We start from the raw sequence: 15,202 nt of genomic DNA on the forward strand, positions 1-15,202 counted from the left end.
TGATATCAGGGTCTTGAGCAATCAACTCTTCGAAAAAACCAACATGGGGTGCCAATTTCCCTGACCCTTTTGGACGACCCTGTACGGCAGGATCAGCCCGGCCCGTCGTTTGGATCTGATGCCGCCATCGTGCGCCCGTTGCTGGCGACAGCTTCAAGCGCGCTGCCGCCGCTCGCCCGCTTAACCCTTCCTCAATATATCTCTGAAACCGCGCCCGAAGCGCTGATGGCAAAGGTGCTGACATAGTTCATCCTCCCAAACAGGATGAATCACAATCAGACCAGTTTGGGAATCCCCGGCGATTCAGGTTTTGTTAGAAGCGCTTTAAGGCGCGGCGCTCAAGCCACCGCGGCCTCAGACAGAATGACGAGCGCCCGCGCGTTCGTGTCAATCTGTAAGGCGTTTCGGTGCGACCCAGCGGCCAGCAACGCAGCCAGCCCTGCCGCGCCTGACGGGGTAGAGGTAAGGCCCGCGGGCTCTGCCCGCGCCACCCCAACCTGAGCCTCTTTTTCGGTGATCGTAAGGAAATGATCTGCGTCGCGTGCCAGCCCCTTGAGGGCTATTAGCGAGGGCGCTTTGCAGTCGAGCCGCCCCATGCAGGAAGCGGGCCCTTCGGAAGTCACAGGCGCGGAACCCGCAATCGAGCCATAGAGCGCAGGGGCAAATTCGGGCTCGACGACGATGATGATCGGCGCATCGCCCCAAGCCTGCCGGGCATGAGCTGCGCAGGCGGCGGCCAGCCCGCCGACCCCGGCTTGCAAGAAGATATGCGTGGGCGGTTCGGACATCTGCGCAACTACTTCGGCCATCATCGCCGTGTAGCCCTCCATCAACAGGTGCGGCAGGTCGGTATATCCAACCCAAGACGAATCCGAGAGCAACGTGCCCCCTGTAAGCTGCGCGTTCTCTTCGGCGGCGCTCATACTCTCTTCATAGGTGTTTCCCGCCCGGACCACCTCCGCGCCCTCCTTTCGCAAACGTTGCGCGAAGGATTCAGGCACGCTTTCAGCTAAAAATACCCGCGACCGCGCGCCAAAGACCCGAGCACTTGCAGCGACCGATAGCCCATGATTGCCGGCGGAGGCCGTGACATAGGTTTGGTCAGCGGCGGTGCCGCTCTGCGCATGCTGGGCGATGACATTCGCCGCACCAAGCGCCTTGAAACTGCCGAGGCCCATTCGGCTGCGCTCATCCTTGACGTAGAGTTGGGCAATACCCGACCGGGCCGCGAGTTCAGGCGCGGCTTGCAACGGGGTCGTCGCGGCCACAGGGCAGCGCGCTAATAGTTCGGAGGTGACGGAAGCATTCGCGCTCGGCCAGGGGATATTGGCGAGGTCGGGGTGGTCGAGGCCAATTGTCCGGAACGGGTTGCTGAGGTGATCCATACCGCAGGGTAGCCGGGCTTCGTGGTGGGCGGCAAGGTGCTAATGACGGCGGTTAGCTGATGGATGAAGCGAAGGGAGGGGGCGCTGCCCCCATCGCGCCAGAGGCGCGATTCCCCCGCGGGTATTTAAGAAAGGATGAAAAGGGGGGGGGCGGGGTGTGAGCCCCGCCGTGGTGGCTTAGAGGCTGGCGTCGAGGGCTTTGAGGATGGCGTCGCCCATTTCTTCGGTGGTGATGGGGGTGCCGCCTTCGGGGCCCATGAGGTCGGGCGTGCGGGCGCCGTCGGCCAGCGCTTGTTCGACGGCTTTCTCCAGACGTGCGGCTTCGTCGCCTTGGTCAAAGGAATAGCGCAGCGCCATGGCGAAGCTGAGGATACAGGCGATCGGGTTGGCTTTGCCTTGGCCCGCAATGTCGGGTGCGGAGCCGTGGACGGGCTCGTAAAGCGCTTTGGGACGGCCGTCAGCATTAGGGGCGCCGAGACTGGCGGAGGGCAGCATGCCGAGGCTGCCGGTCAGCATCGCGGCACAGTCGCTCAGGATGTCGCCGAAGAGGTTGTCGGTGACAATGACGTCGAATTGCTTGGGGGCGCGGACAAGTTGCATGGCGCCGTTGTCGGCGTACATGTGGCTGAGTTCAATGTCGGGGTATTCGGCGTCGCGGACCCGCTGGGTGACTTCGCGCCAGAGGATGCCGCTTTCCATCACATTGGCTTTTTCCATCGAGCAGACTTTGCTGCCGCGGCGGCGGGCCAACTCGAAGGCCGAGCGGGCGACGCGTTCAATCTCGCTTTCGGTGTAGCGCTGTGTGTTGATGCCGACGTGTTCGTTGCCTTCTTCAAAGATGCCGCGCGGTTCGCCGAAGTAGACGCCGGAGGTCAGTTCGCGCACGATCATGATGTCGAGGCCTGCGACGATGTCTTTCTTCAGCGAGGAGAAATCGGCCAGGGCGTCAAAGCATTGCGCGGGGCGCAGGTTGGAAAAGAGGTCCATTTCCTTGCGCAGGCGCAGGAGGCCGCGTTCGGGTTTTACTGAGAAATCGAGGTCGTCGTATTTCGGGCCGCCCACCGCGCCCAAGAGCACTGCGTCCACCTCGAGCGCGCGGGCCATTGTGTCGTCATGCAGGGGCGTGCCGTGTTTGTCATAGGCAGCACCACCGACCAGATCATGCTCTACGTCGAAGGCCAGATCGCGCTTTTCGCCGAACCAGTCGATGATGCGCGTGACCTGCGCCATGACCTCGGGGCCGATGCCGTCGCCGGGAAGGATGAGCAAGGATGGGTTGGCCATGGGAAACTCCTGAAATGCTGTTGCGAACGGGGTAGCCTGCGCTTTCCGGAGGGTCAAGACAGGGGCACGTCAGCGGGTCAGATCGACCCAGACGAGCGCGTGGCGGCTGGCGACGTCGCCCTTCGCCCAGTGTACCCCTGCATCGACGATCTGCCAGTCGCGCGAGGGGAGGATGTAGTCAACCCGCATGGGGCCGGTGCGTGGCCAGTTTACGGTGGGGATGTCAGGCAGCGGGTCTTGCAGCGCAGAGTGGGTGAGCAGAGAAGTGATCGCTTCCCCGCGTCCGTCACCGCGGTGCGGGTCGAGGTTGGCGTCGCCCAGCAGGATGAATGGACCTTTCGGTGTGGTGCCGATCCGACCTTCGATATGATGGCGCCAGAAAGCGGTTTCGTCGTGGTTGCGGCGGCCATTGCGGTCTTCAGGTCCGTCGAAAACCGGGGGCGTAGCGTGGTATGTCAGCAGGGTGACTGAGCCATATTCAGGCGTTTGGACGGGCAGCGACCAATGGCTGTTGGAGGAGAGACGCTGTGCGCCCTGGGCGTCCAGACCTGCGAATGGGGTGCCGTTGACCATGGGGTAGAGAGTGTCTGGGAGGTCTTTCCACAAGAATGCGCTGAAATCCTGAAGCTCGTTCAACACGAATGGGTGTTGGGACAGGATCGCCATGGCCCCCTGCCCGAAGAACCGGCCATAGCCCTGCGCATCGCCCGGGCCAGAGCGTTTGCCGTCGCCGTCGAGGTCCAAATCGCTTTGTCGGCCAGCATTGGGCGGCCCTGCAAAGCGATGCGGATAAGATAGGCCAGCGGCGGTTAAACTATCGGCCAGTGCGTTTAGCGCGCGCCCCTCTAGGTCATAGTCAATGCCCTGTAGGACGATGATGTCGGGGGCGATGGAGAGGATCGCGTCCATGACAGAGGCAACCGCGGGGTCGTCACCCCGCAGGATATCGCGGAGCAGCAGACCGGGGCCTTTGCGCGATAGTTCGGTATTGAACGTAGCGATGCGCAGGGGGTCTGCCTGCGCCATGCTGGCGAGCAGCATTAAGGCGGCTAAGAGCGTGCGGATCAGGCCGCCTGCAAATGCGCGTCGGCGTAGGCGCGGCGGCGCTTGTCTTGGATCATCTCGGCCACACGCCCCATGGCGATGCCCCGCATGATCATACTGGCAGGCAGGAAGGCCCATGCGCTTATCGTCCAGATCATGGTTTGCGAATTGCTCAGTGAGATCGGGTCTACCAGATCGGCGGCCGCCTTGACCACTGCGGGGATGACAAAGGGCAGCAGGAAGCCGAGGGCGATATTGAACCGCGAATCCCGCTGCAGACGCACCAAAACGTCACCGCCGGCGGTCGGGTCAAACAGAGGCAGGTTAACCCAGACGTTGAAGGCTCCGCGCCGTGCGGGCCAGCCCATCACGCGGACAAGGACGACAAAGGCGGTCAGCGCGACCAGCGACGTGAGATAGGCGAGCCCAGCCGCCGTGCGCACAAGGCTGACGGTTTCAGGGGCCGCGTCGGCTGGAAGCATCAGCACCACAAGGCGCACGGGCGAATAGGGGAAATCAATCGCATTGCCCAGGATCGTGCCGAGCGAGGTCAGCCCGGCGGTGAGCATCGTCGGGTAGGTCTGGCCGCGTGCGATCAGTGCCAGAACAACGACGGTGACCAGAAGGCTGATAAATCGCAGGCGGTTGAACGGCGGCGCATCGCGGAACTCAACAATGCTGGGCAAGCGCGAATTATATTCGAGGAAAGTGAGAAAGGCGGCCACGAAACCGACAAGGAGCGTGATCTGACTGGCCTCAGCATCTGAGCCGGGAAGCAGGAGCGCGGGGGTGGCGATCAATAGAGCCACCAATAGGCCACGCGTTGCCGCGCCTGTCATACGTCCAATCACTATTCTGCCCTTCCAAACTGGCCAGCCGCGATACGTTGCCGCGTGCTTATCCCAACTTGATGTGCCCCGCTTCCGGGGTTTGCCTCATTCTTGCCCAAATTGTGCCTTCTTTCCCCATGTGTCTCAAGGCTTCCCCTGAAGAACAGCGAATGGATGGGGCGTTTTGAAGGTGAAGGTGGTGCGTTCTTGCATCATTTCCGTGGCGGAAGAATGACGGGCCGCAAGATATTGTGGGCGCCGCATATGCGCCCACAAGTTGAGATGATCAAGAGCTCTGCACTTCTGCCGCCGGGGTCAGACCCAAGGGCGGCTTTGGTTCAGCGATTCCTCATAGGTATCGATTGAAGATGCTTTTTCCAGCGTAAGCCCGATGTCGTCCAACCCTTCGAGCAGGCAGTGCTTTTTAAAGGCGTCGACCTCAAAGGAGAACTGCTCGCCATCCGACGTGGTGACAGTCTGGTTCACCAGATCAATCGTCATCCGGGCGTTGGAGCCCTTTTCGGCGTCTTTCATCAGCACATCGACCTGCTCTTGCGGCAGCGCGATGGGCAGGATGCCGTTCTTAAAGCAGTTGTTGTGAAAGATGTCGGCAAAGCTGGGCGCGATGACGCAGCGGATGCCGAAGTCCTTGATCGCCCAAGGGGCGTGTTCGCGCGAAGAGCCGCAGCCGAAATTGTCGCCCGCGACGAGGATCTGCGCATCGCGGTACTGCGGCTGGTTCAGCACGAAATCGGGGATCTCGTTGCCTTCACGGTCATAACGCATCTCGTCAAAGAGGTTCACACCAAGGCCGGAGCGTTTGATCGTCTTAAGAAACACTTTGGGAATGATCATGTCGGTGTCGATGTTCACCAGCGGCATGGGGGCCGCGGTGCCGGTGATTTCTGTAAATTTTTCCATCGGGTTGTCCTTTGGTCTCGCCGGAACTTTGCCGCCCTGCGGCGCGTTTCAGGCTATTGGGTATCAGGAGGGCACGGCATGTCGTACCAAACCGGCACGAAGGTGGAATGGGATTGGGGCAATGGCACCGGGACCGGCAAGATCGTCAAGAAATACACGCAGAAGATCACGCTGAAGATTGACGGCAGCGAGGTGACCCGCAAAGCGTCTGATGACGAACCAGCCTATAAGATCGAGCAGGACGACGGCAGCGAAGTGCTGAAGTCCGGCAGCGAGCTCCGCAAGGCCAACTGAGCCCTGCGCAAACCGCCCGGTATCCATTCCCCGCCCGCTCACGCCAGTTCGCGCCCGTCGGTCAGGTGGCCGGTGAGGGCTGCCGCCGCGGCCATGCCGGGGGACACAAGATGCGTGCGCCCTTTATAGCCCTGACGCCCCTCGAAGTTGCGGTTTGACGTCGCCGCACAGCGTTCGCCGGGGGCGAGCTGGTCGGGGTTCATCGCCAGACACATGGAGCAGCCCGCCAGACGCCATTCAAAACCGGCCTCGCGAAAGATGTCCGCCAGCCCTTCTTCTTCGGCCTGAGCGCGCACGAGGCCCGAGCCGGGCACGACCATGGCGCGCAGCCCGTCCTTGATCTTTTTGCCTTTCAGCACGGCAGCAGCGGCGCGCAGGTCTTCGATGCGGCCGTTGGTGCAGGAGCCGATAAAGACCGTGTCGATCTGGATGTCGGTCAGTTTCTGGCCCGGCTTCAGGTCCATATATTCCAGCGCACGCTTCACCGCATCGACCTTGCCGCCTTTGAAATCTTCGGGCGCAGGAACAACCGAGGTGATCGGCAGCACGTCTTCGGGCGAGGTGCCCCAAGTCACAACTGGCGCGATGTCTTCGCCTTTCAGCGTGACGACCTTGTCCCAATGAGCGTCATCATCGGAATAGAGCGTCTTCCACCAGTCCATCGCCGCTTCCCACTGTGCGCCTTTCGGGGCGTGGGGGCGGCCTTTGCAATACTCGAAGGTCTTTTCGTCCGGCGCGATCAGGCCCGCACGTGCGCCGCCTTCGATCGCCATGTTGCAGACGGTCATGCGGCCTTCCATCGACAGATCGCGGATTGCTTCGCCGCAATACTCGATCACATAGCCGGTGCCGCCCGCGGTGCCGGTGGCGCCGATGACCGACAGGGTGATGTCCTTAGCGGTGACGCCGGGGCGCAGCTTGCCGGTGATCTCGACTTTCATGTTCTTGCCCTTGCGCTGGATCAGCGTCTGGGTGGCAAGGACATGCTCAACCTCCGAGGTGCCGATGCCATGCGCCAGCGCGCCGAACGCACCATGGGTCGCGGTGTGGCTGTCACCGCAGACCACAGTCATGCCCGGCAGGGTCCAACCCTGCTCGGGCCCGACGATATGCACGATGCCTTGGCGCACGTCCGAGACGGGATAATAATGCACGCCGAACTCGCGGGCGTTTTTATCAAGCGCCGAGACCTGAATGCGGCTGTCTTCGGTCATCGCCGCCGGGTCTTCGCGGCCTTCGGTTGTGGGCACGTTGTGGTCCGGCACGGCGATGGTCTTGTCCGGCGCGCGCACGGTGCGGCCCGACATGCGCAGCCCTTCAAAGGCTTGTGGGCTGGTCACTTCGTGGACCAGATGGCGGTCGATATAGAGCAGGCAGGTGCCGTCGTCGGCTTCGTGCACGACATGGGCATCCCAGATTTTGTCATAGAGCGTCTTGGGGGACATGATGGTCCTCTCCCGTGGTTTGGAATGGCAAAGGGTGTGGCGAAAGGTCGGCTTAAGCCCGAGCGAGAACGCTATGCGTCGCGCCGAAGAAGCGTTCGCGCAGACGCGCACGGTCGCAAAGGTCAAACACCAGTATCATGGGGCAAGGGATATAGAGCCGAGGTGAGTCCTGCAAGGTGGCATCGTGGGCTCTGACTAATGCGGGGCTTCTTGCTCTGCGACGGGGGCTGTGCCACGCTGATTTTCCAAAGCTTTAAAGGCCGTACATGGACCTACAGACCCAACCCTTTTCGGATTTCTTCCTGTCGTTGATGGCGCTGTTTGATGGCGTTGTGCACTTTGGCCAGAGCGTTCTCAGCCCCGGCTGGCGGCAGAACCAAATCCTGATCCTTCTAGCACTGGTGGCACTGGCATGGGTCTTGCACCGGATCACCGGGACCATGCTGCAAAACTGGGTCCGCTCCCGCGAGGGCTGGTCGAAATGGCAATTGCGGGTGGTGGTGCAACTGCGGCGACGGCTGGGGCTGATGTGGTTCGCCCTGCTGGCGGGTGGACTTTATCAGGTGATGCAGAATGTCACTTGGCCGTCGCGGTCCTATCTGATCGGGTTGGCAGCCACCTTGGCCGCGATCTATGTCGGCATCGCCTTTGCCGCGCGTCTGGTGCGCAACCGTCCATTGCGGCGGATGGTGACATGGGGCCTATGGATTTACGCCACACTCTATATGCTGAGCGTCGATGATGACGTGGCACAGTTCCTTGATGGTCTGGCGCTGAACATCGGCGAGTTCCGCCTGTCGGTTCTGGCCATCCTGACCGCGCTGGTGGTGATCGGCGCGCTGTTAACCGGTGCGCGGCTGATTTCCACCACCACCGCCGCCACGATCCGCAAGAATGAAGACATCAGCCCCTCAATGCAGGTGCTCGCAGTCAAAGGACTGCAAATCGTTCTCTATGGCGCGGCGTTCTTTATCGGTGTGCGGGCCGTGGGGATTGATCTGACCGGGTTGGCGGTGCTTTCGGGCGCGATTGGTGTAGGCCTTGGCTTTGGCTTGCAGAAGGTCGTGTCGAACCTTGTCTCTGGGGTGATCATCCTGCTGGATAAGTCAATCAAGCCCGGTGACGTGATCAGTTTGGGCGAGACCTTTGGCTGGATCCAGACCTTGGGCGCGCGCTATGCCTCTGTGGTCACGCGGGACGGCAAGGAATATCTGATCCCGAACGAAGATTTGATCACCGGCCAAGTGGTGAACTGGTCCCACTCCAACGACTTTGTGCGGCTCGATATCTTCTTCGGTACAGCCTATGCCGATGACCCCCATGTGGTGCGCAAATTGGCGGTAGATGCCGCCCAAGGCGTCGACCGGGTGCTGAGCTACAAGGCCCCCGTCTGCCACATCGTCGGCTTTGGCGATTCGTCGGTGGATTACATTCTACGCTTTTGGATCAAAGACCCGACCGGTGGGCTGACCAACATTCGCGGCAATGTCTATCTGGCGCTTTGGGATGCGTTTAAGGAAAACGGCATCTCCATCCCCTTCCCGCAACGCGAAGTAAAAGTGGTTGAAGACAGCCATCTGGCCCTGTCGCGCCGCGCTGCAGCGAGCGATCTGCCGGACTAAGCGGGATTTTGCGCCACGGTTAACGCTCCTGACACGCGATCCATTGAAAAATCCGCCCCATATCGCTAAATTGGGGGAGCCTGGCACCGGGGCAAGCGTTCAGCATTGGCGGGTGCATTATGAAGGAGGACGATGTCCTGTCTCTTAACGTTGACGCAGCGCAGGCTGCTGACCATGGGGCCGCAATGACTGCCGCTCCGCAAATCGAAACCAGCGACGACCTGCTGGCGCTCATCCTTTCCTCGCTGAATGACGACAAGGCCGAAGACATCGTGCAGATTGACCTGCGCGGCAAGACGGCCATCGGCGACTATATGGTGATCTGTTCGGGCCGCTCCACGCGGCAAGTGTCCGCGATCTCGGAAAAGCTGGCGCAGGCCGTGAAAGATGCCACTGGGCGTACGTCCAAGATGGAAGGCCGCGAAACCGGTGACTGGGTCTTGATCGACACCGGTGATGTCGTCGTGCATGTGTTCCGCCCCGAAGTGCGTGAGTTCTACCAGCTTGAAAAGATGTGGCTGGGCGGCGAAGACGCGGCTGCGGTCATGCCGCACTGATCCTGCTTTCGCGGGACTGAACCATGCGGGTACATATCTGCGCAATGGGCCGGCTTCGTGCCGGTCCCGAAAAATCTCTTGTTGACGACTATCTCACCCGGTTTGACCGGACCGGCCGCGGTCTGGGCCTTGGCCCTGCGCGGGTGGTCGAGATGGAAGACAAAAAGGGCGGCGGCATGGCTGCCGAGGCCGTCCTGTTGCAACGCGCGATCCCGCAGGGTGCGATGATCTGCGTGTTGGATGAACGCGGAAAGGTTGAGACCTCTCCCGCCTTTGCAGAGCGTCTGGGCAACTGGCGCGATGCCGGGCGCGGCGATCTGGCGTTTGTTATCGGCGGGGCTGACGGCATTGATCCTAACCTGCGCGCGCAGGCCGATCACGCGCTGTCCTTTGGCAAGATGGTCTGGCCACATATGCTGGTGCGGGTGATGCTGGCGGAACAACTCTACCGCGCCGCTGCGATCCTGTCGGGTGGCCCGTACCATCGGGTGTAGCTCGGCCTAGGGAAATTGCCCCAAGCGGGCGATACGATGTGGTATACTTTGCACCCTACGCCCCAGCAAAGGACCACCCCATGCCCAAACCCTGCCCTGTTGTTCATTTCGAAATGCCCTATCGCGATGCTGCCCGTGCCGCGAAATTCTATGAAGCCGCGTTCGGCTGGCAGACCCAAAAGATGGGTTCCGACATGGGCGACTATGTCTTGCTTGAAACGACCGAGACGAAGGACAGCCGCCCCACAACGCCCGGAGAAATTAACGGCGGTCTGTTTCCATACAAAGAAGACTACCCGTCACAGGTACCCTTGGTCGTGATCTCGGTCGAGGGTATCGACGCTGCCATTGAGCGGGTCACACAAGCAGGCGGGCGCGTATTTGGAGAGCCCGCAGAGCTTCCGGGGATCGGCCGCTATGTGGCGTTCCAAGACTGTGAAGGCAATGGCGCCGCGATGCTCCAACCTCAGATGTAGGGCCGCAGGCTCAAGCGCGGAACTGTTGCCTATGGCAGCCGGACGGTTTTGATCTGCTCCGCCCAGCCGTCCACGTTGTCTCGTGCCTGAATGCCTACTTCAGTGATCCCCTCCGGGATGCGGACACCCGACAGGGACCGGGTGAAAGGCTGCTCACGCACATGCGGATGGGCGAGATTACGCATGCCCAACGGCTGACCCTCCAGTCCAACGATACGCCAAGCGTCGGCGTAGTGGTCCCAACCGCTGTCGTCATGGCGGATCGTGACATCGAATCTCCAAAGATCTCCGCTCCGACTGACGACCACATTTTGAATGATCGGGGGGTCGGCCAATGCCGGTGTGGCCAAGGCCAACACGGCGGCAAAGAGACTGCGTTTGAACATTTATACCACTCACAAGAACTGGCTCATATATAGCGCGATTTGGCGTGGTTCCAAGATCGGCGCAATGCTGCCAGAGCATTTCCCGCAAAAGGGGCAAAATCAGTGGTGCATTTGCACCAGCCGCGCGGCATGATGCACAAAATAAGAGCTCATCGCCCCCAGCCGCCGGAGACATACCATGGAGATGCCAAGACCAGATGCCACGATCATCGCGCGCAAAGCGCGGGTCGTCTCGCGGCTCCGGGCGGCCTTGCCTGATGCTACGGTGATTGATGACGTCCATGAGACCCGCGCTTATGAATGCGACGCGTTGACCGCCTATAAGTGCCCGCCTCTCGCTGTCACCCTGCCTGCGAGCACTGAGGAAGTCTCCACCATCCTGCGTATCTGCCATGAAGAAGGCGTACCGGTCGTCCCGCGTGGCTCGGGCACTTCACTTGCAGGGGGTGCTCTCCCCACCGCCGACAGCATCGTGTTGGGCGTGTCGCGCATGGCCGAAGTGTTGGAGGTCGACTACGATGACCGCCTGATCCGGGTACAAACCGGTCGCACCAACCTGAGCGTGACTGGCGCAGTCGAGGAAGACGGGTTCTTTTACGCCCCCGACCCCTCCAGCCAGCTGGCCTGCGCCATTGCGGGCAATATCGCCATGAACTCTGGCGGTGCCCATTGTCTGAAGTACGGGGTCACCACGAACAACCTGCTTGGCGTGACCATCGTCCTCATGAACGGCGAAGTGGTGGAGATCGGAGGCGGTTATATGGATGCGGGCGGGCTGGACCTTTTGGGCGTGATCTGCGGCTCCGAAGGGCAGTTGGGCGTGGTGACCGAAGCCACCCTGCGCATCCTGCCCAAACCCGAAGGCGCGCGGCCCGTGCTGATGGGCTTTGACGATAACGCCGTGGCGGGCGCCTGTGTGAGCGACATCATTAAGGCGGGCGTTCTGCCTGTGGCCATCGAATTTATGGACCGCCCTTGTATCGAAGCGACAGAGGCGTTCGCCCACGCGGGCTACCCGATGTGCGAGGCGCTACTGATTGTAGAGGTCGAAGGCTCGGACGCCGAGATCGACCATCAGCTTGCTTTAATCACCGAGATCGCCCGACGACACAATCCGGTCGAACTGCGCGAAAGCACCAGCGCCGAGGAAAGCGCTGCGATCTGGTTGGGGCGCAAGTCCGCCTTCGGCGCGATGGGGCAAATTAACGACTACATGTGTCTCGACGGCACGATCCCGGTGACCGAACTCCCGATGGTGCTGCGGCGCATTGGCGAGATGTCGGAAGACTACGGGTTAAAGGTCGGCAACGTCTTCCATGCTGGCGACGGGAATATGCACCCTCTGATCCTCTTTGACGCCAACAAGCCCGGCGATCTGGAAAAATGCGAGGCCTTTGGGGCGGATATCCTGCGCCTCTGTGTCGAGGCTGGCGGCTGTTTGACGGGAGAGCATGGTGTTGGCATCGAAAAGCGTGACCTGATGCACGAACAGTACCGCCCCGATGACCTTGAAGCGCAGTTGGCGGTGAAGGATGTTTTTGACCCCGCATGGCTTCTGAACCCGGCCAAGGTCTTCCCGCTGGACGTGACGGAAACCCGGCGCGGGCGCAGCGGGCCGGTGGCGGCATGAGCGTGACAAGCGAGAGCGAACTGGCCGACGTGATCCGAAGCGCGCACGGACCGTTGTCCGTTCGGGGCGGCAACACGCGTGGCATGGCGGGGCCGGGCGATGCACTCTCGGTCGCGGGGTTAAGCGGGATCAGTCTTTATGACCCCGGCGCGCTAACTCTGGTCGCGCAGGCGGGGACGCCACTGGCGGAGGTTGAAGCTGCATTGGCGGCAGAGGGCCAGCGACTGGCCTTCGAGCCAATGGATCACCGCTCCTTGCTCGACACCTCCGGCGAGCCGACCATCGGCGGGGTCTTTGCGGCCAATGTCAGTGGTCCCCGGCGTCTGTCCGTTGGTGCGGCACGCGATTTCCTGCTTGGAGTGCGCTTTGTCGATGGCGCGGGGCGTGTTGTCAAAAACGGCGGGCGGGTGATGAAGAATGTCACCGGCTATGACCTTGTGAAGCTGATGGCAGGCTCCTGCGGGAGCCTCGGTGTTCTGACCGAAGTGTCGCTGAAAGTCCTGCCCGTGCCAGAAACCAGTGCCACGCTTTGCTTGTCCGGGCTCGACGACCGCGCGGCGGTTGCCGCAATGGCCCACGCCATGCGCAGCCCGTTTGAAATCACTGGTGCGGCCCATGATCCGGCGGAGCGGACGACACTGCTTCGGTTGGAAGGCTTTGAGACCTCAGTGCGCTACCGGTTGGAGCAGTTGCGTAGCCTGCTGGCGCTTTCGGGGGCCGAGATCGGCCTATTGGAGGCTGATGCATCCGAAGATGCCTGGCAAGCGCAGCGAGATGTAACGGCTTTTCAGCAGGGTGAGGGCGACATCTGGCGCCTGCATTGCCGCCCCTCCCAAGCGCCTGAGATCGTCGCGCGGGCGGAGGCAAAGTCGCATATCTACGATTGGGCGGGCGGGCTGATCTGGCTGCGCATGTCGACAGGTGTGGACCTGCGGACCCGGCTCGGGCGCTATGACGGTCACGCGACGCTGGTGCGGGCAAGTGCCGAAACGCGGCAGAGTCTGGCGCGCCAACAGCCTGAACCGCCTGCTGTGGCCCGACTGACAGATGGGCTCCGGGCGCAGTTCGACCCGCGCGGCATTCTGAACGGAACTTTGGAGGAGGCAGCGTGACCTTTGCGCTGGCCTTTCTGATTGTCTTTGCCCTCGGGCCGTGGACTTTCTTCCGCCTGACCAAGCCCGCCCCCTCGCCCCGCGCGATGCGCGCGCTCTTGGGCATCGTACTCGTGGCCCTTCTCCTCGCCCTCGGCCTCCGTTTCGCGCTCACATCGCAATGGAGCGAAAGCGTTTGGCTTCTGGTTGCCATCGCCGCAGCACTCTGGGTCGCCTGGATCGGGGTCATCGCCTTGGTTGTGCAAGCGCTGCGCCGGGCTGACCCGCGACCCGCCATGCGCCGGTGGAGCAGCGCGATTGGCGCAATAAGCACAACGGTCCCTTGGTTTGGCATCGTGCTGGCCGACCTCCTGCGCAGCCCATAACTCTCGGAGCTTTCATGCAAACGACCTTTACCCCTGAACAACTCCAAGACCCGGATACGCAGCGCAGCAACGAGATCCTGCGCGCCTGTGTCCACTGCGGCTTCTGCACCGCGACCTGCCCGACCTATCAGGTCTTGGGCGACGAGTTGGACAGCCCGCGGGGGCGCATCTACCTGATCAAAGACATGCTGGAGAACGACCGCGACCCGGATGAAAAGACAGTGCAGCATATTGACCGCTGCCTGTCCTGTCTCGCCTGCATGACGACCTGCCCCTCGGGCGTGCATTATATGCATCTGGTCGACCACGCCCGCGCCTATATCGAAGAGCGTTACAAGCGCCCCTTTGGCGAACGCGCCCTGCGCTGGATGTTGGCGCGTATTCTGCCCTACCCCACCCGGTTTCGTCTGGCCCTATTGGGGGCCAAGATCGGGCGTCCCTTCGCCCGACTGATGCCCGATGCACGCCTGCAAGCGATGTTGGAGATGGCGCCGAAGACGATCCCGCCAGTGAGCCGCAACGATGATCCGCAGAGCTTCCCGGCTGAGGGCAAGGCCATCCGCCGTGTGGCGCTGATGACCGGCTGCGCGCAACGGGCACTGAACACCGACATCAACGACGCTACGATCCGCCTGCTGACCCGCGCTGGCTGCGAAGTGGTGGTGGCTGAAGGCGCTGGCTGTTGCGGCGCGCTAACGCACCATATGGGCAAGACTGACGAGAGCCACGCACATGCCGCGCGCAACATCCGTGCGTGGTCTGCCGAGATCGATGGCAAGGGGTTGGACGCAATCGTCATCAACACTTCAGGCTGCGGTACAACGGTCAAGGACTATGGCCATATGTTCCGCAACGACCCGCTGGCCGAAGATGCCGCACGGGTCTCAGCGCTGGCCTGCGATGTGTCGGAATTGCTGGCGGAACTGGAGCTTCCTTTTACCGGCGTGCCGGAGATGGTCGTGGCCTATCACGCAGCCTGCTCTCTGCAGCATGGCCAGCAGATTAAAACGGCCCCGAAGAAGCTGCTCAAAGACGCTGGCTTTACCGTGGTCGAACCTGCCGACAGCCACCTTTGCTGTGGCTCCGCGGGCACTTACAACTTGATGCAACCTGAGATTTCCAAACAGCTAAAAGAACGTAAAATCCGCACGTTAGAGGCTAAGTCGCCCGATATTATCGCGGCGGGCAATATCGGCTGCATGATGCAAATCGGCTCGGGCACTGGCGTGCCTGTGGTGCATAGCGTGGAACTCCTCGATTGGGCCTGTGGAGGGCCGAAACCACCTGCTTTGGAACGCGGCGCAGACCCCGCCCCTGAAGTGCCGCGATTGCGCTAATCCACCGCCCTATTTTCGCC

The 15,202-nt window shown here is 61.6% G+C and carries 17 protein-coding genes; 9 read left to right on the forward strand and 8 right to left on the reverse strand.

Annotation, left to right across the window (positions count from 1 at the left end; all coding sequences use genetic code 11):
• The 6 genes from BLS57_RS20095 to leuD all read right to left on the reverse strand — a co-directional run.
• The coding region (locus BLS57_RS20095) for a helix-turn-helix domain-containing protein (RefSeq protein WP_341868847.1) at positions 1–244 on the reverse strand (244 nt) is incomplete at its 3' end.
• 94 nt (positions 245–338) lie between these two features.
• Positions 339–1,385: a pyridoxal-phosphate dependent enzyme gene (locus BLS57_RS16590; RefSeq protein WP_093743775.1), complete on the reverse strand. Its 1,047-nt coding sequence runs from the start codon at positions 1,383–1,385 to the stop codon at positions 339–341.
• A gap of 177 nt (positions 1,386–1,562) precedes the next feature.
• Positions 1,563–2,669, reverse strand: a complete 1,107-nt coding sequence (gene leuB / locus BLS57_RS16595; RefSeq protein ID WP_093743776.1) for a 3-isopropylmalate dehydrogenase — start codon at positions 2,667–2,669, stop codon at positions 1,563–1,565.
• 69 nt (positions 2,670–2,738) lie between these two features.
• Positions 2,739–3,710, reverse strand: a complete 972-nt coding sequence (locus BLS57_RS16600; RefSeq protein WP_093743777.1) for an endonuclease/exonuclease/phosphatase family protein — start codon at positions 3,708–3,710, stop codon at positions 2,739–2,741.
• Between the two features lie 23 nt (positions 3,711–3,733).
• The gene (locus BLS57_RS16605; RefSeq protein WP_093743778.1) at positions 3,734–4,564 is read right to left on the reverse strand and encodes a hypothetical protein; all 831 of its coding nucleotides are present in this window, start codon (positions 4,562–4,564) and stop codon (positions 3,734–3,736) included.
• 294 nt (positions 4,565–4,858) lie between these two features.
• A complete protein-coding gene (gene leuD / locus BLS57_RS16610) occupies positions 4,859–5,464 on the reverse strand; it encodes a 3-isopropylmalate dehydratase small subunit (RefSeq protein WP_093743779.1) in 606 nt (201 codons plus the stop codon).
• 78 nt (positions 5,465–5,542) lie between these two features.
• On the opposite strand from leuD, the gene BLS57_RS16615 reads away from it, so the two are divergent.
• The gene (locus BLS57_RS16615) at positions 5,543–5,758 is read left to right on the forward strand and encodes a hypervirulence associated TUDOR domain-containing protein (protein ID WP_093743780.1); all 216 of its coding nucleotides are present in this window, start codon (positions 5,543–5,545) and stop codon (positions 5,756–5,758) included.
• Positions 5,759–5,796: 38 nt separating this feature from the next.
• Here BLS57_RS16615 and leuC read toward each other — a convergent pair whose 3' ends face one another.
• On the reverse strand, positions 5,797–7,203 hold the full coding sequence (gene leuC / locus BLS57_RS16620; protein ID WP_093743781.1) for a 3-isopropylmalate dehydratase large subunit: 1,407 nt from the start codon (positions 7,201–7,203) through the stop codon (positions 5,797–5,799).
• Between the two features lie 266 nt (positions 7,204–7,469).
• Between leuC and BLS57_RS16625 the strand changes: the two genes are divergently transcribed.
• From BLS57_RS16625 to BLS57_RS16640, 4 genes are all read left to right on the forward strand, one after another.
• A complete protein-coding gene (locus BLS57_RS16625) occupies positions 7,470–8,825 on the forward strand; it encodes a mechanosensitive ion channel family protein (protein ID WP_093743782.1) in 1,356 nt (451 codons plus the stop codon).
• Positions 8,826–9,010: 185 nt separating this feature from the next.
• A complete protein-coding gene (gene rsfS, locus BLS57_RS16630) occupies positions 9,011–9,382 on the forward strand; it encodes a ribosome silencing factor (protein ID WP_093743876.1) in 372 nt (123 codons plus the stop codon).
• A 23-nt stretch (positions 9,383–9,405) separates the two neighbouring features.
• Positions 9,406–9,876, forward strand: a complete 471-nt coding sequence (gene rlmH / locus BLS57_RS16635) for a 23S rRNA (pseudouridine(1915)-N(3))-methyltransferase RlmH (protein ID WP_093743783.1) — start codon at positions 9,406–9,408, stop codon at positions 9,874–9,876.
• An 80-nt stretch (positions 9,877–9,956) separates the two neighbouring features.
• Positions 9,957–10,352: a VOC family protein gene (locus BLS57_RS16640; protein WP_093743784.1), complete on the forward strand. Its 396-nt coding sequence runs from the start codon at positions 9,957–9,959 to the stop codon at positions 10,350–10,352.
• A gap of 29 nt (positions 10,353–10,381) precedes the next feature.
• Here the strand turns inward: BLS57_RS16640 and BLS57_RS16645 are convergent, their stop codons facing one another.
• Complete coding sequence (locus tag BLS57_RS16645; RefSeq protein WP_093743785.1) at positions 10,382–10,738, reverse strand: hypothetical protein; 357 nt, start codon at positions 10,736–10,738, stop codon at positions 10,382–10,384.
• A gap of 178 nt (positions 10,739–10,916) precedes the next feature.
• Between BLS57_RS16645 and BLS57_RS16650 the strand changes: the two genes are divergently transcribed.
• From BLS57_RS16650 to glcF, 4 genes are read left to right on the forward strand one after another with little or no spacing between them, the layout of a single operon-like run.
• Positions 10,917–12,368 (forward strand): FAD-linked oxidase C-terminal domain-containing protein, encoded by a 1,452-nt coding sequence (locus tag BLS57_RS16650; protein WP_093743786.1) that lies wholly within the window; start codon positions 10,917–10,919, stop codon positions 12,366–12,368.
• A complete protein-coding gene (locus tag BLS57_RS16655; RefSeq protein WP_093743877.1) occupies positions 12,365–13,480 on the forward strand; it encodes an FAD-binding protein in 1,116 nt (371 codons plus the stop codon). Before BLS57_RS16650 ends, BLS57_RS16655 begins: the two co-directional genes overlap by 4 nt.
• On the forward strand, positions 13,477–13,845 hold the full coding sequence (locus BLS57_RS16660) for a hypothetical protein (protein WP_093743787.1): 369 nt from the start codon (positions 13,477–13,479) through the stop codon (positions 13,843–13,845). Before BLS57_RS16655 ends, BLS57_RS16660 begins: the two co-directional genes overlap by 4 nt.
• A gap of 14 nt (positions 13,846–13,859) precedes the next feature.
• Positions 13,860–15,182, forward strand: a complete 1,323-nt coding sequence (gene glcF / locus BLS57_RS16665) for a glycolate oxidase subunit GlcF (RefSeq protein WP_093743788.1) — start codon at positions 13,860–13,862, stop codon at positions 15,180–15,182.
• The last annotated feature ends 20 nt before the right edge of the window (positions 15,183–15,202 follow it).

The sequence above is a fragment of the Sulfitobacter delicatus genome (genome assembly GCF_900102535.1).
GTDB lineage: Bacteria > Pseudomonadota > Alphaproteobacteria > Rhodobacterales > Rhodobacteraceae > Sulfitobacter > Sulfitobacter delicatus.